This is a genomic window from Streptomyces sp. NPDC018026 (assembly GCF_044327745.1).
GTDB lineage: Bacteria > Actinomycetota > Actinomycetes > Streptomycetales > Streptomycetaceae > Streptomyces > Streptomyces rubrogriseus.
Window position 1 is genome coordinate 85,016 of the sequence record NZ_JBIRFY010000013.1, and the last position, 25,068, is coordinate 110,083.

24 protein-coding genes and 3 pseudogenes are annotated in these 25,068 nt (G+C 71.1%); 24 read left to right on the forward strand and 3 right to left on the reverse strand.

All coding sequences use genetic code 11. The features are described 5' to 3' along the window. The first annotated feature begins 14 nt into the window (after positions 1-14). Positions 15-1,961, forward strand: coding sequence for an ATP-dependent zinc metalloprotease FtsH (ftsH, locus tag ACH4D3_RS31740; protein ID WP_398329235.1), 1,947 nt, complete (start codon positions 15-17; stop codon positions 1,959-1,961). Between the two features lie 40 nt (positions 1,962-2,001). On the opposite strand, the gene ACH4D3_RS31745 is transcribed toward ftsH, so the two are convergent. After that, positions 2,002-2,619, reverse strand: coding sequence for a hypothetical protein (locus tag ACH4D3_RS31745; RefSeq protein WP_398329238.1), 618 nt, complete (start codon positions 2,617-2,619; stop codon positions 2,002-2,004). Positions 2,620-2,769: 150 nt separating this feature from the next. Beyond that, entirely contained in the window at positions 2,770-3,657 is an 888-nt protein-coding gene (locus tag ACH4D3_RS31750) for an SAM-dependent methyltransferase (protein ID WP_398329241.1), read from the reverse strand. Positions 3,658-4,329: 672 nt separating this feature from the next. Between ACH4D3_RS31750 and ACH4D3_RS31755 the strand changes: the two genes are divergently transcribed. The 21 genes and pseudogenes from ACH4D3_RS31755 (at position 4,330) to ACH4D3_RS31855 (ending at position 22,252) form a co-directional block, all read left to right on the forward strand. Continuing rightward, on the forward strand, positions 4,330-4,926 hold the full coding sequence (locus ACH4D3_RS31755) for a hypothetical protein (protein ID WP_003973403.1): 597 nt from the start codon (positions 4,330-4,332) through the stop codon (positions 4,924-4,926). Between the two features lie 255 nt (positions 4,927-5,181). After that, entirely contained in the window at positions 5,182-5,601 is a 420-nt protein-coding gene (gene rpsP, locus ACH4D3_RS31760; RefSeq protein ID WP_007444852.1) for a 30S ribosomal protein S16, read from the forward strand. A 2-nt stretch (positions 5,602-5,603) separates the two neighbouring features. After that, positions 5,604-5,843 carry an RNA-binding protein gene (locus ACH4D3_RS31765; RefSeq protein ID WP_003973401.1) on the forward strand — a complete coding sequence of 80 codons (240 nt, stop codon included), beginning with the start codon at positions 5,604-5,606 and terminating at the stop codon, positions 5,841-5,843. Positions 5,844-5,956: 113 nt separating this feature from the next. Next, positions 5,957-6,523: a ribosome maturation factor RimM gene (gene rimM, locus ACH4D3_RS31770; RefSeq protein ID WP_398329245.1), complete on the forward strand. Its 567-nt coding sequence runs from the start codon at positions 5,957-5,959 to the stop codon at positions 6,521-6,523. Next, complete coding sequence (trmD, locus tag ACH4D3_RS31775) at positions 6,523-7,356, forward strand: tRNA (guanosine(37)-N1)-methyltransferase TrmD (RefSeq protein WP_398329248.1); 834 nt, start codon at positions 6,523-6,525, stop codon at positions 7,354-7,356. The genes rimM and trmD overlap by 1 nt, the downstream gene beginning before the upstream one ends. Positions 7,357-7,492: 136 nt before the next feature. Continuing rightward, positions 7,493-7,843, forward strand: a complete 351-nt coding sequence (gene rplS, locus ACH4D3_RS31780) for a 50S ribosomal protein L19 (protein ID WP_016432403.1) — start codon at positions 7,493-7,495, stop codon at positions 7,841-7,843. 45 nt (positions 7,844-7,888) lie between these two features. Beyond that, positions 7,889-8,656: a signal peptidase I gene (gene lepB, locus ACH4D3_RS31785; RefSeq protein ID WP_398329251.1), complete on the forward strand. Its 768-nt coding sequence runs from the start codon at positions 7,889-7,891 to the stop codon at positions 8,654-8,656. Then, positions 8,649-9,731 (forward strand): annotated as a pseudogene (gene lepB, locus ACH4D3_RS31790) (signal peptidase I); the annotation flags it as partial. The gene lepB (ACH4D3_RS31785) and the pseudogene lepB (ACH4D3_RS31790), both read left to right, overlap by 8 nt. Beyond that, positions 9,622-10,632 (forward strand): signal peptidase I, encoded by a 1,011-nt coding sequence (gene lepB / locus ACH4D3_RS31795; protein WP_398329254.1) that lies wholly within the window; start codon positions 9,622-9,624, stop codon positions 10,630-10,632. The pseudogene lepB (ACH4D3_RS31790) and the gene lepB (ACH4D3_RS31795), both read left to right, overlap by 110 nt. 94 nt (positions 10,633-10,726) lie before the next feature. Then, entirely contained in the window at positions 10,727-11,503 is a 777-nt protein-coding gene (gene lepB / locus ACH4D3_RS31800; protein WP_398329257.1) for a signal peptidase I, read from the forward strand. Further along, positions 11,493-12,023 (forward strand): NUDIX hydrolase, encoded by a 531-nt coding sequence (locus ACH4D3_RS31805; protein ID WP_398329259.1) that lies wholly within the window; start codon positions 11,493-11,495, stop codon positions 12,021-12,023. Before lepB (ACH4D3_RS31800) ends, ACH4D3_RS31805 begins: the two co-directional genes overlap by 11 nt. Before the next feature lie 56 nt (positions 12,024-12,079). After that, positions 12,080-12,388 carry a DUF2469 domain-containing protein gene (locus tag ACH4D3_RS31810; protein ID WP_003993268.1) on the forward strand — a complete coding sequence of 103 codons (309 nt, stop codon included), beginning with the start codon at positions 12,080-12,082 and terminating at the stop codon, positions 12,386-12,388. 88 nt (positions 12,389-12,476) lie between these two features. Then, positions 12,477-12,839 carry a YraN family protein gene (locus ACH4D3_RS31815; protein WP_398329262.1) on the forward strand — a complete coding sequence of 121 codons (363 nt, stop codon included), beginning with the start codon at positions 12,477-12,479 and terminating at the stop codon, positions 12,837-12,839. Beyond that, positions 12,839-13,825, forward strand: a pseudogene (locus ACH4D3_RS31820) (YifB family Mg chelatase-like AAA ATPase); the annotation flags it as partial. The gene ACH4D3_RS31815 and the pseudogene ACH4D3_RS31820, both read left to right, overlap by 1 nt. A gap of 124 nt (positions 13,826-13,949) precedes the next feature. Next, on the forward strand, positions 13,950-15,143 hold the full coding sequence (locus tag ACH4D3_RS31825) for an integrase (protein WP_398329265.1): 1,194 nt from the start codon (positions 13,950-13,952) through the stop codon (positions 15,141-15,143). Next, a complete protein-coding gene (locus tag ACH4D3_RS31830) occupies positions 15,140-17,779 on the forward strand; it encodes a tyrosine-type recombinase/integrase (protein WP_398329267.1) in 2,640 nt (879 codons plus the stop codon). The genes ACH4D3_RS31825 and ACH4D3_RS31830 overlap by 4 nt, the downstream gene beginning before the upstream one ends. Continuing rightward, positions 17,776-18,378: a DUF6262 family protein gene (locus ACH4D3_RS31835; RefSeq protein ID WP_398329270.1), complete on the forward strand. Its 603-nt coding sequence runs from the start codon at positions 17,776-17,778 to the stop codon at positions 18,376-18,378. Before ACH4D3_RS31830 ends, ACH4D3_RS31835 begins: the two co-directional genes overlap by 4 nt. A gap of 108 nt (positions 18,379-18,486) precedes the next feature. Beyond that, positions 18,487-19,125, forward strand: a pseudogene (locus tag ACH4D3_RS31840) (ATP-binding protein); the annotation flags it as partial. After that, positions 19,122-20,441 (forward strand): DNA-processing protein DprA, encoded by a 1,320-nt coding sequence (dprA, locus tag ACH4D3_RS31845; protein ID WP_398329273.1) that lies wholly within the window; start codon positions 19,122-19,124, stop codon positions 20,439-20,441. The pseudogene ACH4D3_RS31840 and the gene dprA, both read left to right, overlap by 4 nt. A gap of 282 nt (positions 20,442-20,723) precedes the next feature. Beyond that, entirely contained in the window at positions 20,724-21,566 is an 843-nt protein-coding gene (gene whiG / locus ACH4D3_RS31850) for an RNA polymerase sigma factor WhiG (protein WP_398329276.1), read from the forward strand. A gap of 128 nt (positions 21,567-21,694) precedes the next feature. Then, positions 21,695-22,252: a TetR/AcrR family transcriptional regulator gene (locus ACH4D3_RS31855; RefSeq protein ID WP_398329527.1), complete on the forward strand. Its 558-nt coding sequence runs from the start codon at positions 21,695-21,697 to the stop codon at positions 22,250-22,252. Here ACH4D3_RS31855 and ACH4D3_RS31860 read toward each other — a convergent pair. Continuing rightward, complete coding sequence (locus ACH4D3_RS31860) at positions 22,206-22,901, reverse strand: murein hydrolase activator EnvC family protein (protein WP_398329279.1); 696 nt, start codon at positions 22,899-22,901, stop codon at positions 22,206-22,208. The genes ACH4D3_RS31855 and ACH4D3_RS31860 overlap by 47 nt on opposite strands. 271 nt (positions 22,902-23,172) lie before the next feature. On the opposite strand from ACH4D3_RS31860, the gene rpsB reads away from it, so the two are divergent. Beyond that, a complete protein-coding gene (rpsB, locus tag ACH4D3_RS31865) occupies positions 23,173-24,096 on the forward strand; it encodes a 30S ribosomal protein S2 (RefSeq protein WP_398329282.1) in 924 nt (307 codons plus the stop codon). A 94-nt stretch (positions 24,097-24,190) separates the two neighbouring features. Beyond that, positions 24,191-25,027, forward strand: a complete 837-nt coding sequence (gene tsf / locus ACH4D3_RS31870) for a translation elongation factor Ts (protein WP_104632535.1) — start codon at positions 24,191-24,193, stop codon at positions 25,025-25,027. The last annotated feature ends 41 nt before the right edge of the window (positions 25,028-25,068 follow it).

Consider the following 25,068-nt stretch of genomic DNA (forward strand, 5'->3'; position numbering starts at 1 on the left):
CGTAGCGTCCGGATATGACCAATCCGTCCCCGCCGCGCAAGGCACCGGAGCCGCCCTGGCGGACCGAGGGCACGCCGGACGAGCCGCCCAAGCCGCCGTCCGGTGGCCGACGGATGCGCGGCGGCTGGTGGAACCTGATCCTGGCCGCGCTGATCGTCTACCTCATCGCCAACCTCGTGCTCTCCTTCTTCAACGAGGGCGACGAGCCGACCATCTCCTACACGGAGTTCAGCAAGCAGGTCGACGAGGGCAACGTCAGCAAGATCTACGCCAAGGGCGACGCGATCCAGGGCCAGCTGAAGAAGGCCCGGGACAATCCCGAGGGCGACGGGACGTACACCAAGTTCACGACCGAGCGGCCGACCTTCGCGGACGACCAGCTCTGGGCCGACCTGACCAAGAACAAGGTCACGGTCACCGCCGAGCCCGTCGTGCAGCACCGCAGCTTCCTGGTCAACCTGCTGATCGCGCTGGCCCCGATGCTGCTCCTGGTGGTGTTGTGGATCTTCATCGCCCGGCGCATGCGGGGTGCCCTGGGCGGCGGGGCGGGCGGGATGCTGGGCCGCAAGGCGCCGCCCAAGCCGGTCGAGCTGGAGGCCGGAAAACCGCGCACCACCTTCGCCGACGTCGCGGGGATCGACGAGGTGGAGGGCGAGCTGAGTGATGTCGTCGACTTCCTGAAGAACCCGGACGCCTATCGCCGCATGGGCGCCAAAATGCCCCGGGGCGTGCTGCTGACCGGCCCGCCCGGCACCGGAAAGACGCTTCTCGCGCGCGCGGTGGCCGGAGAGGCGGGCGTGCCGTTCTTCTCCGCGTCGGCGTCCGAGTTCATCGAGATGATCGTGGGCGTGGGCGCCTCCCGGGTGCGGGAGTTGTTCGCGGAGGCGCGCAAGGTGGCGCCGTCGATCATCTTCATCGACGAGATCGACACCATCGGCCGGGCCCGCGGCGGCGGCTCCGGCATGGGCGGCCACGACGAGCGAGAGCAGACCCTGAACCAGATCCTCACCGAGATGGACGGCTTCTCCGGCTCGGAGGGCGTGATCGTCATCGCGGCCACCAACCGCGCGGACATCCTGGACGCGGCCCTGACCCGCCCCGGCCGCTTCGACCGGGTGGTCAGCGTCTCGCCGCCGGACCGCGGTGGCCGGAAGGCGATCCTGGAGATCCACACCCGCGAGATCCCGCTCGCCCCGGACGTCGACCTCGCCCAGGTCGCCCGTACGACGCCGGGCATGACCGGCGCCGAGCTCGCCAACCTCGCCAACGAGGCGGCGCTGCTCGCGGTGAAGCGGAAGCAGGAGCGGGTGACGCAGGCGAACCTCTCCGAGGCGCTGGAGAAGGTCCAGCTGGGGGCCGAGCGTCCGCTGGTGATGCCCGAGGAGGAGCGCCGGCGCACCGCCTACCACGAGAGCGGTCACGCCCTGCTGGGCATGCTGCAGCCGGGCGCCGACCCCGTACGCAAGATCACCATCGTGCCGCGCGGGCGGGCGCTCGGGGTGACGCTGTCGACGCCGGACGCGGACAAGTACGCGTACACGGAGGAGTACCTGCGCGGGCGGATCATCGGGGCGCTCGGCGGCATGGCGGCCGAGCACGTCGTCTACGGGGTGATCACGACCGGTTCGGAGAGCGACCTCGAACAGGTCACCAACATCGCGCGCGGGATGGTCGCGCGGTGGGGCATGAGCGAGCGGGTCGGCAGGCTCTCCGCCCTGCCCGGCGACGCCCAGCAGGCGTACGGCCTCGCCGCCGCACCCCAGACGCTCGACGCGATCGACGGTGAGATGCGGCGGGTCGTGGACTCCTGCTACGAGGAGGCCGTGCGCAAGCTGCGCGACCACCGGGGGCAGCTGGACGCGCTCGCCGAGTCGCTGCTGGCGAGCGAGACGCTGGACGAGGCGGAGGCGTACCGCATCGCCGGGATCACCCGGCTGACGAAGGACGATCCGGACGCGTGAGCGCCCCCTTCGCGGGCTGTCTGCTGCTGCCTACAACTGCCTACTTCTGCGGGAACTTCCAGACGTAGGGCTCGCCGTCCTCCTCGGACCAGTGGACCTCCACGCTGGTCGCGCCGGCCGGGATCACGTACGTCTCGCAGAAGACATGGCTCTCGCCCTGCTTCCAGCTCTCGACGTCGTACGGGTCCTCGCAGCCCGGCGCGTCCTCGGCGGCGCCGATGAGGATGCCACCGCGCTGCCCGTCCGCGAAGACCGTGGTGCCGTCGTGCACGTCGGAGCCCTCGGTCAGGGCGGGCCCGGCCTTGTGCGTGTACTTGATGTGCGCGGTGGCCAGCACTTTGCCCTTGGCGTCCGCGGCGTCCGCCACCGCCTTCGCGGCCTCCGCCTCGGTGCCCACCTCGACCTTCTGCGCCAGGACGTCGTAGGTGACCTCGCCGGGGTCCTCCGCGACCTTTCCGCTCGCGCTCTCGCCCTGCGCCATGTCGCCGCCCGAGGCGGGCCGGGAGGGGGACGGCGAGGCCTCGGTGGTCGCCTCGGTGGCCGCCTCGCCCTTCGCGTCGGCGCCGGAGTCGTCGTCCCCGCCTCCGCACGCGGTGAGGGCCAGGGCGAGGACGGCGACGGGCGCGGCGAGGCGCAGTGCGGTCTTGCGGTGCGGCACTACAGGCTCCTGTATGCAGATGTGTCTGTTCCCCCGAACGGTGGATCAGCGTAGAGGTCCATGATCCACCGGGGGAAACTGCGGGAGCCCCCGGCCGCATTCTTCACACCATTCACACCCGCATCGAAAGAAGCCGGTCCGAACCGGTCGTCAAGGGACCCGGGCGATCAGATAACGGAACACGTTCGGCATCCACACGGTGCCGTCCGGCCGCCGGTGCGGATGCAGCGCCTCCGTCAGCTCCTTGTCGACCTGCTCCCGGTCGGTGGCCGCGACCGCCGCGTCGAACAGCCCGGTCGACAGCAGGCCGCGCACCGCGCTGCCCGTGTCGGCGTAACCGAACGGGCACGCCACCCGTCCCGAGCCGTCCGGCCTGAGCCCGGCCCGCTGGGCGACCTCCTCCAGGTCGTCGCGCAGGGCGGGGCGCCAGCCGCCGGTGCCGCGCGTCGGGTCGGTGAGCTTGGCCGCCACCCGCAGCACCGACGTCGTGGCGCACCGCTCGGGCGGGCCCCAGCCGGCCAGGACCACGGCCGCCCCGCGGGCGGCGAGCGGTGTCGCCCGGGCGAGCAGGTCACCGAGCGCCTCGGAGCCGCCGGCGCGGCACCCGCCGGGTTCGAAGGCGGTCACCAGGGTGAAGGCCGGTGCCGTGGGGTCCGCCGCGTCCCCGGGCGGGCCCTGGACGATCCGAGGTGCGTCGCCACGCGTGCGCGTGCCCACCGTGCCGTCCGCCCCGGGGTCCTCGGACGTCCCGGGCAGCAGGCGCCGACGGGCCAGGTCCAGGAGTTCCGGAGAGCGGGAGTCGACCCCGGTCACCGCCGCGCCGCGCGAGGCGGCCATCAGCAGCGCGAGTCCGGAACCGCAGCCCAGGCCCAGCATCCGGGTGTCGCCGCCCACGTCCAGTCGCTCGTAGACGGCCTCGTAGAGCGGTACGAGCATCCGCTCCTGTATCTCGGACCAGTCACGCGCGCGTGCACGCAGGTCCACGTGAGGCGTCGCCTGCGCGTGGGACGAGTGCTGCCGCACGAGCGTAGGTGTCATAGGAAAGTGCCCCAATCGCCGAGTGTTGCCGCCGTGCCCGATTCCGTGGCCCCCGTGCAGTGCGCTCGCACTCCCCCCGTATGCCAGGTAACTCCGGGCTCGCCGTGGCGTCCAGTGGTGGCGGGGCCCGGTTTGCCCGATCCCCGGCACCGTGGCGAGATTTCACTTCCCGGCAACACGGGCCTGGCCGTGCGGTACCCGGGACATCCCCGTCCCGGGCCCCGGCCCGGATGGCCGGATCGTGTCGCCGGACGATGACCGTGGGTGGCCGCCGCACCGACGGCACGATTCCGGCCAAGGTCGGCCGGGCCGACGGCCGCCGCGCGGTGCCCGGATGCGCCGGGGGGGCGGGGCGGTGCCGCACGCCGGTGGCGCACCCGGTAACGTCGCGTCCGTCGACGTGTCCACTCGGACGGCGCCCCTCCGGGGCGACAGCGGCCGAAACGCCCCTTGCGCACACGCGAGCCCCTCGCACTCCGGCGCGTGGACGGCGGTTACGCGCCGGTGCGTACGTCGGACTACGCACCAGCTTGGTACGAGCTGTGAGGCTTCTCCGCAGATCAGCGCACCCGCCCTCGTCGGGACGCATCAGCGGCAACTGACTGGTACGTGCAAATTATTTGGGATGCCCCGGAATAGGAACACAGCGGCACCCCGGCTCGTTGTCATTACGTGAGCACGACACCACCTGTTCTCGCCGCAGAGCTGGCGCAGGCGTGGGCCGACATTCAGCGGCACCACACCGAGCTGCCCGATCTTGCCGCGCCCGAGTCCCTGATCGGAGAGTCGTCGTCCGCCTGCGGGCACGAGCTCTCCTTCGAGCGACTGCTTCATGAGGCAGTCCACGGCATCGCCGCCGCGCGCGGAGTACGCGACACCTCCCGCGCGGGGCGCTACCACAACCGTCGATTCCTCGCGATCGCCGAGGAGCTGGGCCTGGACCACCCCGAGGAGCCGCATCCCAGCAGCGGCTTCTCGCTGGTCACGCTCACCCCCGAGGCGAAGCGCCGGTACCGGCCGACGATCGAACGCCTCCAGCGCGCGCTGAAGGCCCACACCGTCGCCACCGCGACCGACACGGCCCGCAGCTTCCGCGGTCCGGCCGCCCGGCACGGCTCCTCCGGGGGAGGGGTGCGCGTGAAGGCGGTCTGCGACTGCGGGCGCAACGTCCGCGTCGTCCCGTCGGTGCTGGCCCAGGCGCCGATCATGTGCGGCGGCTGCGGCAAGCCGTTCCGGATCCCGGAGGTGGTCGGCGCGGGAATGAGCTGACGGTCCGGCTGCTCGTGGCAGCCGGACCGGGGCCGGGTGCCGTCGTCCGGAGGCGAGTGGTCCGCCGCCGGGCGGACCCGGAGCCCGCCGTCCGACGGGCCTGCCCGCGTGTGGCACAATGGCTAGCTGTACTCGACAGTCGCACAGGACCCCTCTCTCCTCCGGCTGACGCGTCCATCGGGCACTCGGGTACCGCAACCCCACGCGGCTCTCTCGCCGTGCCCAACCACGTCAAAACCAGGAGAACCCACTCCCGTGGCAGTCAAGATCAAGCTGAAGCGTCTGGGCAAGATCCGTTCGCCTCACTACCGCATCGTCGTCGCCGACTCCCGTACCCGCCGTGACGGCCGGGCCATCGAGGAGATCGGCAAGTACCACCCGACGTACAACCCGTCGGTGATGGAGGTCGACGCCGAGCGTGTCGCGTACTGGCTCGGTGTCGGCGCCCAGCCGACCGAGCCCGTGCTCGCCATCCTGAAGAAGACCGGCGACTGGCAGAAGTTCAAGGGCGAGCCCGCCCCGGCTCCGCTGCTGCAGCCGGCCGAGAAGGCGGCCCGCCCGTCCTTCGAGGCGATCGGTGGCGAGGACGAGGGCAAGGGTGAGGCGATCACCCAGAAGAAGAAGGCCGACAAGAAGGACGAGGCCGCCGCCGAGTCCTCCGCGTCCGAGGCCTGAGCATGCTCGAGGAGGCTCTCGAGCACCTCGTGAAGGGCATCGTCGACAACCCCGACGATGTGCAGGTCGCCTCGCGCAACCTGCGCCGCGGGCGGGTGCTCGAGGTCCGGGTCCACCCCGACGACCTCGGCAAGGTGATCGGTCGCAACGGCCGCACCGCACGCGCGCTGCGCACCGTCGTGGGCGCCATCGGCGGCCGCGGTGTCCGCGTCGACCTCGTCGACGTGGACCACGTCCGCTGACGCCAATCGCAGCACCGGCTCGGGCCGGGGAAGGCCACTGGGCCGTCCCCGGCCCGCAGTCGTATGAGCCCGTCGTGCGGGCTCGTCGCAGTTCCGACAGGAGATCAAGCACAGTGCAGCTGGTAGTCGCGCGCATCGGCCGCGCCCACGGGATCAAGGGCGAGGTGACCGTCGAGGTCCGCACGGACGAGCCGGAGCTGAGGCTCGGGCCCGGTGCCGTACTGACCACCGACCCCGCCACCACCGGACCGCTCACCATCGAGTCCGGCCGGGTGCACAGCGGCCGCCTCCTGCTGCGCTTCGCCGGCGTCCACGACCGCACCGGCGCCGAGGCGCTGCGCAACACCCTCCTGATCGCCGACGTCGACCCGGACGAGCGGCCCGAGGAAGAGGACGAGTACTACGACCACCAGCTGATCGACCTGGACGTGGTGACCGCCGACGGCACCGAGGTCGGCCGCATCACCGAGATCTCCCACCTGCCCACGCAGGACCTGTTCGTGGTGGAGCGCCCCGACGGCAGCGAGGTCTACGTGCCGTTCGTCTCCGAGATCGTCACCGACATCGACCTCGACGCGCAGCGCGCGGTCATCGACCCGCCCCCCGGCCTGATCGACGACCGGGCCGAGATCGCCTCCGCGCGGGACGCCGCTGCCGAGGACGCCGGGGACGAGGCGTAATGCGGCTCGACGTCGTCACGATCTTCCCCGAGTACCTGGAACCGCTGAACGTCTCCCTGGTCGGCAAGGCACGCGCGCGTGGACAGCTCGGCGTCCACGTGCACGACCTGCGCGAGTGGACCTACGACCGGCACAACACGGTCGACGACACCCCCTACGGCGGCGGCCCCGGCATGGTCATGAAGACCGAGCCCTGGGGCGACGCGCTGGACGCCGTCCTGGCCGACGGCTACGAGAGCGGCTCCGGCGAACCGGCGCTGATCGTGCCCACGCCCAGTGGCCGGCCCTTCAGCCAGGAACTCGCCGTGCACCTCTCCGAGCGGCCCTGGCTGATCTTCACCCCCGCCCGCTACGAGGGCATCGACCGCCGCGTCGTCGACGAGTACGCGACCCGGATGCCCGTGTACGAGGTGTCCATCGGCGACTACGTCCTGGCCGGCGGCGAGGCCGCCGTACTCGTCGTCACCGAGGCCGTGGCCCGGCTGCTGCCCGGCGTGCTGGGCAACGCCGAGTCCCACCGGGACGACTCCTTCGCCCCCGGCGCCATGGCCAACCTGCTGGAGGGCCCGGTCCACACCAAGCCGCCGCAGTGGCGCGGGCGCGGTATCCCGGACGTGCTGCTCAGCGGGCACCACGGCAGGATCGCCCGCTGGCGGCGCGACGAGGCACTGCGCCGCACCACGGCCAACCGGCCCGACCTGATCGAACGGTGCGCTCCCGCCGCCTTCGACAAGAAGGACCGCGAGATGCTCTCCATCCTCGGCTGGCAGCCCGACCCGGACGGGGAACCGTACGGCCGATTTTGGCGCAGGACCCCGGGCATGGAAGAATAGGCGGCTGTTGTGCGTCCGTCCGGAGCGCGCCCCTGCCACAGGGGGAGACGACGCCCGTCCCGACCCGCACGACCCTGATTCCGAAACACCTAGTTTCCGCCGATGACCTGTGGCATCGGCGAGGAAAGCAGACGAAATGTCTCACCTGCTCGACTCCGTCGACGCCGCGTCGCTGCGCAGCGACGTCCCGGCCTTCCGCCCCGGCGACACCGTCAACGTCCACGTGCGCGTCATCGAGGGCAACCGCTCCCGTGTGCAGCAGTTCAAGGGCGTCGTCATCCGCCGTCAGGGCGCCGGCGTGCGCGAGACCTTCACGGTCCGCAAGGTCTCCTTCTCCGTCGGCGTCGAGCGCACCTTCCCGGTGCACACCCCGATCGTGGAGAAGATCGAGCTCGTCACCCGCGGTGACGTCCGCCGCGCCAAGCTGTACTACCTGCGCGAGCTGCGCGGCAAGGCCGCGAAGATCAAGGAGAAGCGCGAGAGCTGAGCGCCCTCAGGGGTCCGCGCCGGGGCCGGATAGCATCTGGCCCCGATGGACACCGAAACACAGCACACGGAGCGCGACCGCTCCTCCCGCCCTTCCGACTCCGAGCAGCCCTCGGATCCGGAGGGCCCGGAGGAACGGTCGCGTTCCGCGTTCACGGGGCGGATCAGGGACTGGGTGCCGGGCGGCCGGATCACCGTGACCCTGCTGATCCTCCTGCTGTTCCTGCTGCTGGTCAGCACCTTCGTCCTGCAGCCGTTCCAGATCCCCAGTGGATCGATGGAGCGCGGATTGAGGATCGGTGACCGGGTTCTCGTAAATAAGTTGGCGTACCGTTTCGACGGTCGGCCGCGCAGGGGAGACATCGTCGTCTTCGACGGCACCGGGAGCTTCGGGCACGGTGACTACATCAAACGCGTTGTCGGTGTGGGCGGGGACCACGTGGTGTGCTGCGACGAGGAGGGGAGGATCCGGGTGAACGGGCAGCCGGTCGACGAGTCGGCGTTCCTGTACCCCGGTGACCGCCCGTCCACGGTGCCCTTCGACGTCGTCGTCCCCGACGGCACCCTCTTCGTCCTCGGCGACCACCGGGCCGACTCCAGCGACTCCCGCGACCACCTGGGCTCCCCGGGGGGCGGGATGGTTCCGCTGGACGACGTGATAGGCCGCGCCGACTGGATCGTCTGGCCCTTCGGCCACGCCACCCGCCTCGACCGCCCCGACGCCTACGCGCGCGTGCCGGACGCGGAGGCGGGCGCCGGGACCGGATCCGGCGCCCGGGCGGGAGCCGCGCCCGCCGGGGACGCCGATGGGTAGCCGGGGCAAGCCGCGGGGAGCGCCCAGCAGCCCCACGGAGAACCTGCTGCCCACCGGGTCCAGGCGCACCGCCGCGCCGTCCGGCGGCCGCTCGCGCGCCGAGCGCCGCAAACTCCAGCGCAAGGTCAAACGGCGGCGCAGACGCGGCGCCGTCAAGGAGATCCCGCTCCTCGTCGGCGTCGCGGTCCTCATAGCGCTGGTGCTGAAGACCTTCCTCGTCCAGGCCTTCGTGATCCCGTCGGGCTCCATGGAGCAGACCATCCGGATCGGCGACCGGGTCCTGGTGGACAAGCTGACCCCCTGGTTCGGGTCCGAGCCGCAGCGCGGGGACGTCGTCGTCTTCCGGGACCCCGGCGGCTGGCTCCAGGGCGAGCAGACCACGAAGAAGGACGACCCCGTCGTCGTCAAACAGGTCAAGGAAGGCCTCGCCTTCATCGGACTGCTGCCGTCCGACGACGAGAAGGACCTCATCAAGCGGGTCGTCGGCGTGGGCGGCGACCACGTCAAGTGCTGCGACAAACAGGGCCGCGTCACCGTCAACGGCGTTCCCCTGAACGAGGACTACCTGTACCCCGGCGACACCCCGTCCCGGACCCCGTTCGACGTCACCGTCCCCGAGGGGCGGCTGTGGGTGATGGGGGACCACCGGTCCAACTCCGCCGACTCCCGCGCCCACCAGGAGACCGACTTCGGCACCGTGTCCCAGGACGAGGTGGTGGGGCGGGCCATGGTGATCGCGTGGCCGTTCGGTCACTGGACCACCCTGGACGAGCCGAAAACGTACGCGTCCGTGTCCGACGCGGCCTCCGGTTCGACCGCCGCTCCCGAGCTGTCGCATAGGGTTGCCCCCTACGATCCGAACGCGATGATGGAACTCCCGACCCCTGCGGAACTCCCGCTCGTTATGGGAGTGGTGGGCCTGCGCCGTATCCGGGGCAGGCGGCGGCAGAGAGTGAGGAGTTGGCGTGGGGGATGTGGCGGTTGGCGCACGGTCCGGTCACGACGGCGAGGAGAACCGCGGACGCCCCGAGGAGAGGTCCGGTCCGGCCGAGGTCGGCGCCCCCGACTCCGGATACGGCTCCGGAACCGAGGACGGCAGGGTGACGAACGGACAGCGCGGGCAGGACGGACACAACGGCGGGACGGAGGACGAGGGAGTCGGCGGGACGCCGCCCGCGACCCCTCCCGCGGCCAAGAAGCAGCGCTCCTTCTGGAAGGAGCTGCCGATCCTGATCGGCATCGCGCTGGTGCTCGCCCTGCTGATCAAGACGTTCCTGGTGCAGGCGTTCTCGATCCCCTCCTCCTCGATGGAGAACACCCTTCAGATCGGTGACCGGGTCCTGGTCGACAAGCTGACCCCCTGGTTCGGCTCGGAGCCCGAGCGCGGCGAGGTCGTGGTCTTCCACGACCCGGCCGACTGGCTGGCGGGCGAGCCGACACCCGACCCGAACGCATTGCAGACGGTTCTCAGCTGGATCGGCCTGATGCCGTCCGCGGAAGAGAAGGACCTGATCAAGCGGGTGATCGGAGTCGCCGGTGACACGGTCGAGTGCAACAAGACCGGCCCGCTCAAGGTCAACGGCAAGGCGCTGAACGAGCCCTACGTCTACCCCGGCAACACGCCGTGCTCGGACGACGACCAGGGCGGGCGGTTCAAGGTCACCGTGCCCGAGGGCAAAATCTGGGTCATGGGCGACCACCGGCAGAACTCCCGGGACTCCCGCTACAACCAGTCGGACAAGAACGGCGGCATGGTCCCGGTGGACGAGGTCGTCGGCCGCGCCATCGTGGTCGCCTGGCCGATGAACCGCTGGGGCACCCTGCCGGTCCCCGACACCTTCGACCAGGACGGTCTGCAGGCCCGGTCCTCGGCCGCCGCCGCGCTGTCGGTCGCGCCCCAGGGGCTGGCCGTCGCCGGTGTGGTCCCGTTCGTGTGGTGGCGCCGTCGTCGCACCGCCCCGGCCGGGACCCGCTGAGGCCCCGCGTAGCCCGCCACGGTTCGACAAGCCCCCTTCCGGCCTCCGGGAGGGGGCTGCCCCGTTGGCGTACCGCCGGGTAAGGTGCCGCTCCATGGGTGGCGAGAGCACGACACGTACGGTCCCGCGCGGCGGCGGAGCGAACAAGGGCCCGGTGGGCAGCCGGACCGGACAGCGGCTGTCCGGCATCGCGGTGGCGCTGGGCCTGGTGCTGTTCCTCGGCGGCTTCGCCTGGGGAGCGGTGGTCTACCGGCCCTACACCGTGCCGACCAGCTCGATGACGCCGACGATCGACGCCGGTGACCGGGTCCTGGCGCAGCGCATCGACGGCGCCGACGTCCGCCGCGGCGACGTCGTCGTGTTCAAGGACGCGACCTGGGCGAACGCCCCCATGGTCAAGCGGGTCGTCGCCGTCGGCGGGGACACCGTCTCCTGCTGTCAGAAGGGCAAGCTGAAGGTCAACGGCAAGGTGATCGACGAGCCGTACCTGCCGGCCGGCACCCCGGCCGAGATCAGCGACTTCCAGACGGTGACCGTCCCGGAGGGCCGCCTGTTCCTGCTCGGCGACGAGCGGGACAACTCCGTGGACTCCACCGCCCACCTGACCGACGCGGCCGGCGGCACGGTGTCGCGCGGTGCCGTGGACGGCCGCGTGGACGCCGTGGCCTGGCCCATGAACGGCATGCTGGAGCGGCCCACCGGTTTCGAGACGCTGGGCGACCTCTCCTCGCCGGGGCCGCTGCGGACCGTGGTCGTCCTGGTGATCGCCGGGGCCGTGCTGATCCTGGGCGGCGCGGCCTACGGTCCCTTCGCCAAACGGGCCGCGGCCTCCCGGGCCCGCAAGGGAGCGGAGCCGGCCGGTGGACGCTGAGGTGACGCCCGGGGGACAGGACACCTACGAGGGCGGGCTGCGCCGGGTCGCCCGGGTCGTGCTGCTCGACCCCGAGGACCGCATCCTGCTGCTGCACGGCCACGAACCGGACGATCCGGCCGACGACTGGTGGTTCACCCCCGGCGGCGGTGTGGAGGGCGACGAGACCCGTGCGGAGGCGGCCCGGCGCGAACTGCTGGAGGAGACCGGCATCACGGACGTCGAACTCGGCCCGGTGCTGTGGCGGCGCAGGTGCTCCTTCCCCTTCGCGGGCCGCCGCTGGGACCAGGACGAGTGGTACTACCTGGCCCGCACCGCCCGGACCGCCACCGAGGCGGTCGGCCCCGGCCTCACCGAACTGGAGCGGCGCAGCGTCGCCGGAGCGCGCTGGTGGACGTGTGAGGAACTGACCCGGGCACGTGAGACGGTGTATCCGACCAGACTCGCCGAGCTGCTGACCACGCTGCTCGACGAAGGTCCCCCGGCCGGGCCGGTGACCCTGGACACCGAAATCGTCTAGGGCCGCACGGGACTGGCGCACAATGGTGGGACCGCACGGCTGAAGGGGAACATGCCATGAGCGCCGAGGACCTCGAGAAGTACGAGACCGAGATGGAGCTCAAGCTCTACCGGGAGTACCGCGATGTCGTCGGTCTGTTCAAATACGTGATCGAGACCGAGCGGCGCTTCTACCTCACCAACGACTACGAGATGCAGGTGCACTCGGTGCAGGGCGAGGTGTTCTTCGAGGTCTCCATGGCTGACGCCTGGGTGTGGGACATGTACCGGCCGGCCCGGTTCGTGAAGCAGGTGCGGGTGTTGACGTTCAAGGACGTGAACATCGAGGAGCTGAACAAGAGCGACCTGGAGCTTCCCAGCGGGTGACGGAGTTTTCCACAACCGGTGAGTAGTTCACCGTGAGTGACGGGATCCGCCCGTTTGCGTGATCGTTGGCGCCGGAGGTGGTGCCGACATGAACGCACGAAGTGCGATGGGCAGGTACGGCGAGACACTCGCCGCCCGCCGGCTGACCGGAGCCGGGATGACCGTCCTGGAGCGCAACTGGCGCTGCGGCAGGACCGGCGAGATCGACATCGTCGCCCGGGACGGGGACGTCCTGGTCGTCTGCGAGGTCAAGACGCGCAGGGGCGGCTCCTTCGAGCACCCGATGGCCGCCGTGACCCCGGACAAGGCGGAGCGGCTGCGGCGGCTCGCGGAGCGCTGGATCCAGACCCACGGAGGAGCCCCGCCCGGCGGTGTCCGGATCGATCTGGTGGGCGTGCTCCTCCCGCAGCGCGGCGCACCGGTGGTCGAGCACGCCAGGGGGGTGGCGTGATGGGATTCGCACGTACCTGCTCGGTGGCGCTCGTCGGCGTCGAGGGCGTGGTGGTCGAGGTCCAGGCCGACCTGGAGCCGGGCGTGGCGGCCTTCACGCTGGTGGGACTGCCGGACAAGAGCCTCACGGAGAGCCGGGACCGGGTACGGGCCGCCGTGGTGAACTCGGGTGCGGAGTGGCCCCAGAAGAAGCTGACGGTCGGTCTCAGCCCCGCCTCGGTGCCCAAGAGCGGCAGCGGCTTCGACCTCGCCGTCGCCGCGAGCGTCCTGGGCGCGGCGGAGCGGACCGACCCGCGCGTGCTGGCCGACATCGTGATGATCGGAGAGCTGGGTCTCGACGGCCGGGTGCGGCCGGTGCGCGGCATCCTGCCGGCGGTCCTGGCCGCGGCCGAGGCCGGCTACGAACAGGTGGTCGTGCCGGAGTGCGCCGCGGCCGAGGCGTCCCTGGTCCCAGGCGTGTCGGTGCTCGGAGTGCGCAGCCTGCGCCAGCTGATCGCCGTCCTGGCCGACGAACCCGTGCCGGAGGAGGAACAGGACCTTCAGGGCCGCCCCGACCCGCTCATGGCCGGTCTGCGCATGCCCGGAACCGGCGCGGCCACCGGAATGCACAGCATGGGAGCGGCGCAGCACGACCACGGGCACGACCTCGCCGACGTCGTCGGCCAGGAGTCGGCGCGCACGGCGGTGGAGGTCGCCGCGGCCGGTCGCCACCACCTGTTCCTGGAAGGCCCGCCCGGCGCAGGCAAGACCATGCTCGCCGAACGGCTGCCCGCCATCCTGCCCCGGCTCTGCCGGGCGGAGTCCCTCGAAGTCACCGCCGTGCACTCGGTGGCGGGGCTGCTGCCGCCGGGCAAGCCCCTGATCGACGTGGCCCCCTACTGCGCTCCCCACCACTCCGCCACGATGCAGGCACTCGTCGGCGGCGGCCCCGGCATCGCGCGGCCCGGAGCGGTGTCGCTGGCGCACCGGGGCGTCCTGTTCCTGGACTTTAGCGACCACCAATTCCGTGATCATGTCGCTCGTTGAGACGCACTTCGGCCGCGTCGCGTGGGTGTTTAGCTAACGGTTTGCTTCTGTTCGCCCTATACGGGATGAACAGGAAGAGGGCCTGGTGCGAAGCACGCTGGTGCTGGACGACCTACGGGTACAGAAGATCAAGCGAGCTGACGGCAGCTGGTCGTACGCGATCCTCTGGCCGGACTACTCGGCCGACGAGGAGGCAGAGGGGTACCTGCGTCTCTACGAAGGGTCGGGGTCGCAAGAGCCCTACGCGTACTACCTCGTCGACCATCTGCGGTGGCGCATCCGCGAGGGCCTGACCACAGAGACGATCACGATGCTGGACCTCCGCCGCTACCAGGGGGCGGTCGGCGCACAGGTGGCGATGCCGTACGGGCAACCGTGGCGGGTGCCGCCGAAGCGTCCCTACGGCACGTCGGCACTGGCGCTCTCGGCGACCGTCTTGAAAGGCTTCTACCTGCACCAATGCGTGACTCGGGGCATCAACGGGCAACTGCGCGCCGAGCTGGACGTCGAGAGGCTACCGACCAAGGCCGACAAGAATCGGGCCTTCCTGGGCCACACGATGACGTCGGTCAAGACCAACCCGCTGGCACCGCGACAGGGCACGCGACGGAGGCATCCGAAGATGCTGCCCGACGGCGCCAGGCCGGAGCTGATGGGCGCGGTGAACACCGCCCGCGACGAGATGGTCGTGACCTGGCTGTCCGACACGACCCTGCGGATCGGCGGCCTGACCGGCCTGCACCTGGTCGACCTGCACCTTCGGGAGAACGCGGACTGCGGCGAGGACAAGGCTCCGCACGTCCACGTCTGCCATCGACAGGGCAACCCCAACCGGGCCAGGGCGAAGAAGAAGGAGGACTGGAAGCTGGTCGACGGCGTGATCACCGGCGGGGAGATCTACCGGGCGAGCCCGGCCATGGTCAGCTCCTACTTCAAGTACATGACGACCGAGTACGCGAAGCACGCAACGGGGCACGGCATGCTCCTGATCCAGCTGTCTGGGCCGAACATCGGCGAGCCGTGGGCTCCGGATGCGGCCCGCGGGATGCTGCGGCGGGCTGGCCGGCGGGCCGAGCTCCCGGGCCGGATCAAGCCGCACGCGTTCCGGCACACGACAACCAACAAGATCCTCGACGTCACGAACAACAACAGCTGGGTGGCCAAGGAGGCCGGCCACTGGGCGTCGGTGCAGACCGTCGAGGAGGTCTACGGGCATCCAGACATGCACTCCCCGGAGTTCGTCTCCGCGCTGAAGACGGTCTGGGGTGAGCCGGAGTGAGCGAGCCCGTCCGGAAGCTGCTGCCCGTCGTCACCCCCGACCAGCCGAGCCGCACCACCGGCGACCGGCTGGAAGTGCTGCACGCACTGATGCGGGCGCCCGGCTTCGACTCTCTGTTCCATCAGGATGTGATCCGCATCCCGGAGGACCACGAGGCATACGGATGGATTTGCAGCGTCCCGCAGTGCGAGCGGGCTCTCGAGCCGTATCGGTCATTCTGTTGCAACCACGAGGTCGAGTGGCGCAAGCAGCGGGAGGCCGGCGGGCTGCTGGGGGACTTCATGCGGACTGCCGAGCCGCTGAAGCCGGTGTCCTGGTATCAGCCCGAGGACTGCACCATCTGCCCCGATATCCCCGCCTCGGGACAGTCACCCCTGTGCTTCCTGCACACCAAGAGGTGGGAGGCACACAGGAAGTACTGGAGGAACAAGGACGCCGGGCTGCAGCCGGATTACGACGAGTGGCTCGCACAGCAGAAGCCGTTCGTGCCCTTCGGCGAGTGCCGGGTGCTGGCCTGCCCGAGCCTCGCAGAGAACCCGGTGGGACTGTGTCGGCGCCACATCGCCCGCTACCAGAAGGCCGGCTCACCCGGCCGGGCCCGGCTGCCGCACCAATGGGGCCGGTGGCTCGCCGACCGGAACAAGCCGATCCCGGTGCTCTACGACGACGAGCTGGCGTTTCGGAAGTGGTGCGCGGAGGCGGACCCGGCCAACCGAATGAACGGCACGGTGTCCCTGCTCGGGCTACGACCGCTGGTCAAGGCCGAGATCCAGTGGTGCATGTTCCAGCGGACACAGCTGAAGGTTGAGGCCGGGCACTGGCCACTGCCCTGGATCCAGTATCTGGCCGACGACTGCCGAAAACTCAAGGTCAACTCGCTGGCCGACCTGGAACTCGACGCGATGCGCAACCTGTCCAGGCAGGTGAGCCGCACCATGCTCCGCATGCTGCGGCTGGTCTACTTCACCCGCGAGGACACCAGGGACGCCGGCTACATCGAGACCGACCACTTCGGGGTCAGATTCGGCACGCACGGCGGGCAGATCGATCTGACCGGCATCTCCCAGCGGTGGCTGCGGAACATGGTCTGGGACCAGATGGCGAACCGGCTGCTGACCGACCCACCCCGCAGCACCATGCCCTTCGATCTGATGCGGCGGGGATGCGCGGAGCTCAGCGCGTTCCTGGAAGTTCGGGCACCCGGCGGAGGGCACGATCCCCGCCTCCTCGAAGGCCGCCACATGGTCGACTTCGTCACCGACTGTCGGCACCGGGCCCAAAACGGGCTGCCCCCGTTGGCGGCGAGCCGACGCCGCGGCGGCTACGACCAGAACGACCCCGTCACGGCGGGCATGGTCTCGGGATTCTTCGACGGGGTCCGCCGTCCCCTGCGCAAGGCCCTGGAAACCGGGGACGTCGAACGCCTCGGACTGGACCGGGCGTTCGTCCTCGCCGTCCCCGGAGGCAAACGCTCCAAAGGACGCCGCCGCCCCTTCCCCGACGACGTTGCCAAGGCCGTCGCGAACGAGACGAACCTGCAGGCGCTCGACGCCCTGGACGTCGATGACCGGGGACTGCGAGACAGCTGGGAGGCCCTGGTCCTCACCGGCCGCCGCTGCCGCGAGGTGCTGGAACTACGGCTGGAGTGCATCAGTCGCCTCGGCGGGCTTCCGATGTTTTGGTACGACGCAACCAAGGTCGGGAACTACGACGAGGCCATCCGCATCCCCGAGCGCCTCTACGAGCGGATCCAACAGCGCCAGGCCAAGACGATCAACAGGTTCCTGGAACGCGAAGGCCGCGAGCCGACCGGAGAAGAACGCCGGAAGATCGCACTGTTCCCGAGCCGGAACTCGAACCGGCAGCACGTCAAGGGCGTCAGCTACGGCTGGTTCAACACACAGTTCCGCACATGGATCGACTCGCTCACCAACATCCACGTCGTCACCCACCAGGCCCGTCACACCCTGGCCACCAACCTGCTCAAGAACGGAGCGAACCTCACCCAGGTCAAGCGCTACCTCGGGCAAGTGTCCGAGGCGATGGCCGAGCACTACGTCCACATCGCCAACACCGACAGGCAGCTCGAGGACGCCCTGAACGCGATCTGGGTCACCGGCCCCGGCGCCATCGAACCAGGCATGGTGCTGACCGGCAGCGAACCGATGTCTCGCGAGCAGGCCGAAGCGATGATGATCGACCTCACCCGCAAGTCGACCCCGGCCGAGGGCGGCTTCTGCACCTTCCAGGTTGTGGTCGACGGCGGCGCCTGCCCCTGGCAGATGGACTGCCACAACTGCGAGAAGTTCGTGATGTCCGGCGCCGACCTCGTCTACTGGCACCGCAAACGCGAGCACTGGCGGATGCTCGCCGAACGCGCCGGCAATCCCGAGGTCACCGAATACCTCCACCAGCTCTTCGAGCCCACCGCCCGCGCGATCGACGGCCTGGAGAAGGCCCTGGCGGCCGTCGGTCTCCTCGACGAAGCCCTCGCCCTGGACCTGCGACGCCCGCAGGACTACTTCGGCCGAGTCTGGGCCACCGCGTTCCGCGCCAACGAGCTCGCCCAGCTCGAGGACCTCGGCGACACCGACTTCGACGACGAGTACGACAACGAGGATGGGGTGACTCCGTGACCTCCGGACCCGGCCAGACCGCGGCGGCCATCGCCGCCCGGCGTCAACAGACCCAGGACAAACTCACCCGCGTCGAGAAGGCCATCGGTCAGCTCCGCCGCGAACGCGGCCGGCTCGCAGTGCGGGCGATCGCCGAGCGGGCGGACGTGTCTCCCACGTTCCTCTACGAAAACTCCGATGCCCGTGCTCTCGTCCAGCAGGCCGTCGTCGACAGCAAGAGCCGCCACGACCGGCGCACCGGCGAGAAGCACGACCAGATCGAGGCGTCCTGGCGCGAGCGGGCCCTGAACGCCGAGGCCGAACTCACTCGGACCCAGAACGAGGTCCTGGTCCAGCGGCAGCGGATCGGCGAGCTCATGGGCCAGCTTCGCGACGCCGATGGCATGGTCCCCGGCGAGGCCGTCCAGCACCTCACCACCGAGAACACCACCCTCAAGCGCCGCCTGCAGCAGGTGACGCAGGAGCACCGCAAGCTCCAAGAACGTCTCGAAGGAGCCCGCACCAACCTCCGCTTCTCCGACAAGCGCATCGCCGACCTCGAAGTGCAGCTCCTCGAACTCCAGCAGGCCGCCCCGGCCAGCGCACCCGTCAGGGGCTGAAGGGGCCGAAGACTGAGGAACCGTGCGGTGACACGTCCCGGACACATACGCGACGTGTCATCGCAGGTCAGCGCCGACACTGACGCTTGCGCACTCCCTAAGCGCATCGAGACCCCGGAGTTCAGCAGCCACGCGCTCGACGCGCTGCGCCAACCGCTGGAGGCCGGGCACGTCGTCATCGCGCGCAGTGCGGGCGTGGTGCGCTTCCCCGCACGGTTCCTGATGGTGCTCGCCGCCAACCCCTGCCCCTGCGGGCGGTTCTCGCGGACCGACGAGCTGTGCGAATGCCCGTCCTCGGCGATCCGCCGCTACCAGGCCAGGCTGTCCGGACCGCTGCTCGACCGGGTCGACCTGCGGGTCGAGGTGGAGCGGGTCACCCGCAGCCAACTGGCCGGTGACGGTCCCCGGGGCGACTCCACCCGGGCCGTCGCCGACCGGGTGCGGGCGGCCCGGGACCGGGCGGCCGCACGCCTCGCGGGCACCCCGTGGCGGTCGAACAGCGAGGTGCCCGGCCGGGAGCTGCGCAGCCGCTGGCGCGCCGCGGCCGGTGCGCTGGACGAGGCGGAGCGCAGTCTGGAGCGTGGCGTGCTCACCGCCCGCGGACTCGACCGGGTCCTGCGCGTCGCCTGGACCGTCGCGGACCTCGTCGGCCACGACCGCCCCGACGCACGGGACGTCGCCCTGGCGCTGCAACTGCGCACCGGGGTGCCGCGGGGCGTGCCGATGGCCCTGGGAGCACTGGCATGAGCGGGGACACCAGGCCACCGGGCGGCGGAAGCCCGGCCGAGGGCAAGGCGGTGACGCCTCCCGGCGGCGGGGACGGCCCGGACGGCGGAGAAGCGAGGTGGACCGGGCCGGACCTCGGGGTCGGGGTCGGGGGCGAGGCCGTGGCCGGGGGAGGCGCGAGGGACGGGGGACCGGAGGACCGAGAGCTGCTCGGGAGGGTCTTCCTCGCCCGGGTGCTCGAGCCCGGTGACGAGACGGGCGGGCGGTGGGTGCGCGAGCGCGGTGTCCCGGAGGTGGTGCGGCGCCTGCGCGAGGGCGGGCGCGCACTGCCGGGGGCGAGTGAGAAGCGGTGGGCCGGGCTGTGCGCTCGGGCGGGCCGGGCCGATCCCCGGCGTGACCTGGCCGTCGCCCGGTCCGCGGGGGCGCGGTTCGTGGTCCCCGGGACCGGGGAATGGCCGGGGCAGCTCGACGACCTCGGTGACGCCCGGCCGCTCGGACTGTGGGTGCGGGGCGGGCCCAGTCTGCGCATGTGGGCGCTCAGGTCGGTCGCCGTCGTCGGCGCCCGCGCCTGCACCGAGTACGGCGCCCACATGGCCGCCACCCTCGCCGCCGGCCTGGCCGAGCGCGGCTGGGTCGTGGTGTCGGGCGGCGCCTACGGCATCGACGGTGCCGCCCACCGCGGTGCCCTCGGCGCCGGCGGAGCCACCGCGGCGGTCCTCGCCTGCGGGGTCGACCGCCCCTACCCTCCCGGGCACGCCGCGCTGATCACCAGGATCGCCGACCAGGGCCTGGTGGTCGGCGAGCTGCCACCGGGGGATCACCCGACGCCGAGCAGATTCATCCTGCGCAACCGGGTCATCGCCGCGCTCACCAGGGGCACCGTGGTCGTCGAAGCCGCCCACCGCAGCGGTTCGCTGGTCACGGCCCGGGCGGCCCGGCGGCTGGGCCGGCACGTGATGGGTGTGCCGGGACCGGCGACCAGCGCCCTCTCCGCGGGGGTGCACGAGATGCTGCGCGGCGACGCGGTGCTGGTCGGCGACGCCGCCGAGGTGGTCGAGCTGGTCGGCGCCATGGGCGAGCTGCCGCCGGAGCGGCGCGGGCCCGTCCTCCCCACCGATCTGCTGGAGTCCCGGACCCGCCAGGTGCTGGCCGGGCTCCCCGGGCGGGGAACGGCGACGGCGGGGGAGGTGGCGCTGCGCGCCCAGACCACCCAGGACGACGCGGTCGCGAGGCTGTACGAGCTTCGAGCACTCGGTTACGTCGAACGACACGGCGACGGCTGGAAGTTGACACGCCAGGCGATGATCTCGGTTCGCGGTGGTCGCGGCCCATGCTGACGCACCGTGTTCGGCCGTCCGGGGGAACCCCGACGCCCGTGGGGTTTCCGGCAGTTGAGGTATTCGAGTGATCACCCAGAGCGATCATCGTCCCCCCTGTAGAGCGTTCGGCGGAACGTATCTGCGTAGGGTGCCCACCCGCTCCTTCGCACACCGCGACGGCCCAGTCACGCTACGCTCACGATGACCCCCACGCAGACGGCCGACAGCAGGCGACAACCAGAAAGCAGACCGGCGGCCTCAGGCAGATCCACATCACGGCAGAACGGCACTAGGCGACGAATGCCCCAGCACACCTCCGGGTCCGACCGGGCGGCGATCCCCCCAGCCGCCCGCGACGGTGGCAGCGTGCGACCGTCCGCCCCCTCGACGCTCGACGAGCTGTGGCGGTCGTACAAGACGACCGGCGACGAGCGGCTGCGGGAGCAGCTGATCCTGCACTACTCGCCCCTCGTGAAGTACGTGGCGGGCCGGGTCAGCGTGGGACTGCCGCCCAACGTCGAGCAGGCCGACTTCGTCTCCTCCGGGGTGTTCGGGCTGATCGACGCCATCGAGAAGTTCGACGTCGACCGGGAGATCAAGTTCGAGACGTACGCGATCACCCGGATCCGGGGCGCGATGATCGACGAACTGCGGGCGCTGGACTGGATCCCGCGGTCGGTGCGGCAGAAGGCGCGCAACGTGGAGCGCGCGTACGCGACGCTGGAGGCACGTCTGCGCCGCACCCCCTCGGAGAGCGAGGTCGCGGCGGAGATGGGGATCGCGGTGGAGGACCTCCACGCGGTCTTCAGCCAGCTGTCGCTGGCCAACGTGGTGGCCCTGGAGGAACTGCTGCACGCGGGCGGCGAGGGCGGCGACCGGCTGAGCCTGATGGACACCCTGGAGGACACCGCCGCCGACAACCCGGTGGAGGTCGCCGAGGACCGCGAGCTGCGCCGGCTCCTGGCCCGGGCGATCAACACACTGCCGGAGCGCGAGAAGACCGTCGTCACCCTGTACTACTACGAGGGCCTCACACTCGCCGAGATCGGCAACGTGCTGGGCGTGACCGAGAGCAGGGTCAGCCAGATCCACACCAAGTCGGTACTGCAACTGCGCGCCAAACTGGCGGGTTTCGGCCGCTGACCTGGTCTTACGGCACGGATCCTGCCCCGCCCCCGGCCCGGTCGGCGAACGGGTGGCCGGCCGAGTGACTCCCGTACGGGGTGCCGCGTCCGTAAAGTGGTGACGTGCCAAGGATTCGAGCGGCCTCTGTGGCCGAGCACCGGTCGATGCAGCGTGCCGCCCTGCTGGACGCGGCGCGCTCCCTGCTGTCCGACGGTGGAACGGAGGCGCTGACCTTCCCCGCCCTCGCCGAACGGACGGGTCTCGCCCGCTCGTCGGTCTACGAGTACTTCCGGTCGCGCGCGGCGGTGGTCGAGGAGCTGTGCGCCGTCGACTTCCCTGTCTGGGCCGCCGAGGTCGAGGCCGCGATGGAGCGCGAGACGGCCCCCGACGCCAAGGTCGAGGCGTATGTGCGCAAGCAGCTCGACCTGGTCGGGGACCGGCGGCACCGGGCCGTCGTGGCCATCTCCGCGAGCGAGCTGGACGCCGGCGCGCGCGAGAAGATCAGGGCGGCGCACGGCGGCCTGGTCGCGATGATCGTCGAGGCGCTGGGCGAGATGGGGCACGACCAGCCGCGGCTGGCGGCGATGCTCCTCCAGGGCGTCGTGGACGCGGCCGTACGGCGGATCGAACTGGGCGCGGCGGAGGAGCCCGGGGCGATCACCCAGGCGGCGGTCTCCATGGCGTTGCGCGGCGTACGGGGCTGATCTTCCCGCGGCCGGGCAACGGCACCCCCGCCACCGGCAGCAGCCGCGACGGACCCGCGTCAAGGAGCCACGGCGGGAGCAGGGACAGCGGGTTCAGATAGACCTCGCCCCGCAGCAGACCCCAGTGCAGACAGGCCGTGCAGTGCGAACCGGTCGGCTGCACCGTGCCGAGCAGCTCCCCGGCCGCGACCTCGTCACCCTTCCGCACGGCCGTCTCGACGGGGGCGAACGTCGTCCGCAAGGGTGGTTCGCCCGTGCCCGTCAGTTCCACCGAGACCACGCCCCGGCCCCCGACCGGCCCCGCGAAGGACACCCGCCCGGCGGCCACCGCGCGCACCGGCGCCCCGGTGCTCGCGGAGAGGTCCACGCCGCGGTGCCCAGGTCCGTACGGGTTCGCCGGGGGGTCCCAGCCCCGCAGGACGGCCGGCCGCGTGCCGACCGGCCAGTACCGGGCCACGGGCGGCACCGCCGGGTCCATCGGGCCCGCCGGGCCCACCGCGTCCGGCAGGGCCCACACCGCCGCCGCCGTCGTCGGACGCGGCAGCCCCGCGGTCCGGACGGCCGGCGCGGTCAGGACGGCCAGGACGGTCAGGACGCCCGGCAGCACCACCACTCGGGCCCACGCCCTCATCCATCGCCTCGTTCGCATACGGGCACGGTCCCGCACCAGGGCCGACCGCCGCCCGGCCCTGTGGACCGCGCTCCGGTTGTGGACAGCCGCGTCACCCGGCACCCCGTGGGTCCCGTACACTTCTGGTGGCGATCCGGGTCACCGGGTCGACTTCGCACGCCCCGACACGAGGCCCTACCAGGTTCGTGTCAGCGCCCCTCGGTCCCTAGTGGCAGGCGCGTCGCGGGCGTCAGGCGCGGGAGCCGTCCGGCTCACGCGGCACAACCGAGAAAATCAAGGAGATACGGCCATGGCCGTCGTCACGATGCGGGAGCTGCTGGAAAGCGGCGTCCACTTCGGTCACCAGACCCGCCGTTGGAACCCGAAGATGAAGCGCTTCATCTTCACGGAGCGCAACGGCATCTACATCATCGACCTGCTCCAGTCGCTGTCGTACATCGACCGCGCCTACGAGTTCGTCAAGGAGACCGTCGCCCACGGCGGCACGGTCATGTTCGTCGGCACGAAGAAGCAGGCGCAGGAGGCCATCGCCGAGCAGGCCACCCGCGTCGGCATGCCCTACGTCAACCAGCGCTGGCTGGGCGGCATGCTCACCAACTTCTCGACCGTCTACAAGCGCCTGCAGCGCCTGAAGGAGCTCGAGCAGATCGACTTCGAGGACGTGGCCGCCTCCGGCCTCACCAAGAAGGAGCTGCTGGTCCTCTCCCGCGAGAAGGCCAAGCTGGAGAAGACCCTCGGCGGTATCCGCGAGATGTCCAAGGTGCCCAGCGCCGTCTGGATCGTGGACACCAAGAAGGAGCACATCGCGGTCGGCGAGGCCCGGAAGCTCAACATCCCGGTCGTCGCCATCCTCGACACCAACTGCGACCCCGACGAGGTCGACTACAAGATCCCGGGCAACGACGACGCGATCCGCTCCGTCACCCTGCTCACCCGCGTGATCGCCGACGCCGTCGCCGAGGGCCTCATCGCCCGCTCCGGCGCCGCCGGTGGTGCCAAGGGCGACAAGGCCGCCGGTGAGCCGCTCGCCGCGTGGGAGCGCGACCTGCTCGAGGGCGAGAAGGCCGACAAGGCCGAGAAGACGGACGACGCCGAGGCCGCCGAGAAGCCCGCCGAGGCTCCGGCTGCCGAGGCCGCCCCCGCCGAGGCCCCCGCCGCCGAGGCGCCCGCCGAGACCCCGGCCGCCCCGGCCGCGGACGCCGAGCAGGCCTGACCCCTCACCACCTTCGGGTGCCGGACGGCGGGGGCCGCACAGCCCCCGCCGTCCGGCCCGTAGATCTTCAGACTTCGAGAGAGATTCCGGAATCATGGCGAACTACACCGCCGCCGACGTCAAGAAGCTCCGCGAGCTCACCGGCGCCGGCATGATGGACTGCAAGAAGGCGCTGGACGAGGCCGAGGGCAACGTCGAGAAGGCCGTCGAGGCGCTCCGCATCAAGGGCCAGAAGGGCGTCGCCAAGCGCGAGGGCCGCTCTGCCGAGAACGGCGCCGTCGTCTCGATCATCGCCGACGACAACACCTCGGGTGTCCTCGTCGAGCTGAAGTGCGAGACGGACTTCGTCGCCAAGGGCGAGAAGTTCCAGACCGTCGCCAAGACCATCGCCGAGCACGTCGCCAAGGCCGCCCCGGCCGACCTCGAGGCCCTGCTGGCCTCCGAGATCGAGCCCGGCAAGACCGTCCAGGCGTACGTGGACGAGGCCAACGCCAACCTCGGTGAGAAGATCGTCCTGGACCGCTTCGCGCAGTTCTCCGGCGGCTTCGTGACCGCGTACATGCACCGCACGATGCCCGACCTGCCCCCGCAGATCGGTGTCCTCGTCGAGCTGGACAAGCCCAACGCCGAGATCGCCAAGGGCGTCGCCCAGCACATCGCCGCCTTCGCGCCGAAGTACCTCTCCAAGGAGGACGTCCCGGCCGAGGTCGTCGAGTCCGAGCGCCGCGTCGCCGAGGAGACCACCCGCGCCGAGGGCAAGCCCGAGGCCGCCCTGCCGAAGATCGTCGAGGGTCGCCTCAACGGCTTCTTCAAGGACGCCACCCTGCTCGGCCAGCCCTACGCCCTGGACAACAAGAAGTCCGTCCAGAAGGTGCTGGAAGAGGCCGGTGTCAGCCTGAAGCGCTTCTCGCGCATCAAGGTCGGCATCTGAGTCCGTACCGCGACGGACGCGCGACCCCGGTAGGGTCGACG

Coding starts and splice junctions, on each gene's coding strand:
- ftsH (WP_398329235.1), top strand. CDS start 15: ATGACCAATCCGTCCCCGCCGCGCAAGGCACCGGAGCCGCCCTGGCGG.
- tsf (WP_104632535.1), top strand. CDS start 24,191: ATGGCGAACTACACCGCCGCCGACGTCAAGAAGCTCCGCGAGCTCACC.
- ACH4D3_RS31810 (WP_003993268.1), top strand. CDS start 12,080: ATGAGCGCCGAGGACCTCGAGAAGTACGAGACCGAGATGGAGCTCAAG.
- rpsB (WP_398329282.1), top strand. CDS start 23,173: ATGGCCGTCGTCACGATGCGGGAGCTGCTGGAAAGCGGCGTCCACTTC.
- ACH4D3_RS31765 (WP_003973401.1), top strand. CDS start 5,604: ATGCTCGAGGAGGCTCTCGAGCACCTCGTGAAGGGCATCGTCGACAAC.
- whiG (WP_398329276.1), top strand. CDS start 20,724: ATGCCCCAGCACACCTCCGGGTCCGACCGGGCGGCGATCCCCCCAGCC.
- ACH4D3_RS31860 (WP_398329279.1), bottom strand. CDS start 22,901: ATGCGAACGAGGCGATGGATGAGGGCGTGGGCCCGAGTGGTGGTGCTG.
- dprA (WP_398329273.1), top strand. CDS start 19,122: ATGAGCGGGGACACCAGGCCACCGGGCGGCGGAAGCCCGGCCGAGGGC.
- lepB (WP_398329257.1), top strand. CDS start 10,727: ATGGGTGGCGAGAGCACGACACGTACGGTCCCGCGCGGCGGCGGAGCG.
- rplS (WP_016432403.1), top strand. CDS start 7,493: ATGTCTCACCTGCTCGACTCCGTCGACGCCGCGTCGCTGCGCAGCGAC.
- lepB (WP_398329251.1), top strand. CDS start 7,889: ATGGACACCGAAACACAGCACACGGAGCGCGACCGCTCCTCCCGCCCT.
- trmD (WP_398329248.1), top strand. CDS start 6,523: ATGCGGCTCGACGTCGTCACGATCTTCCCCGAGTACCTGGAACCGCTG.
- ACH4D3_RS31815 (WP_398329262.1), top strand. CDS start 12,477: ATGAACGCACGAAGTGCGATGGGCAGGTACGGCGAGACACTCGCCGCC.
- ACH4D3_RS31750 (WP_398329241.1), bottom strand. CDS start 3,657: ATGACACCTACGCTCGTGCGGCAGCACTCGTCCCACGCGCAGGCGACG.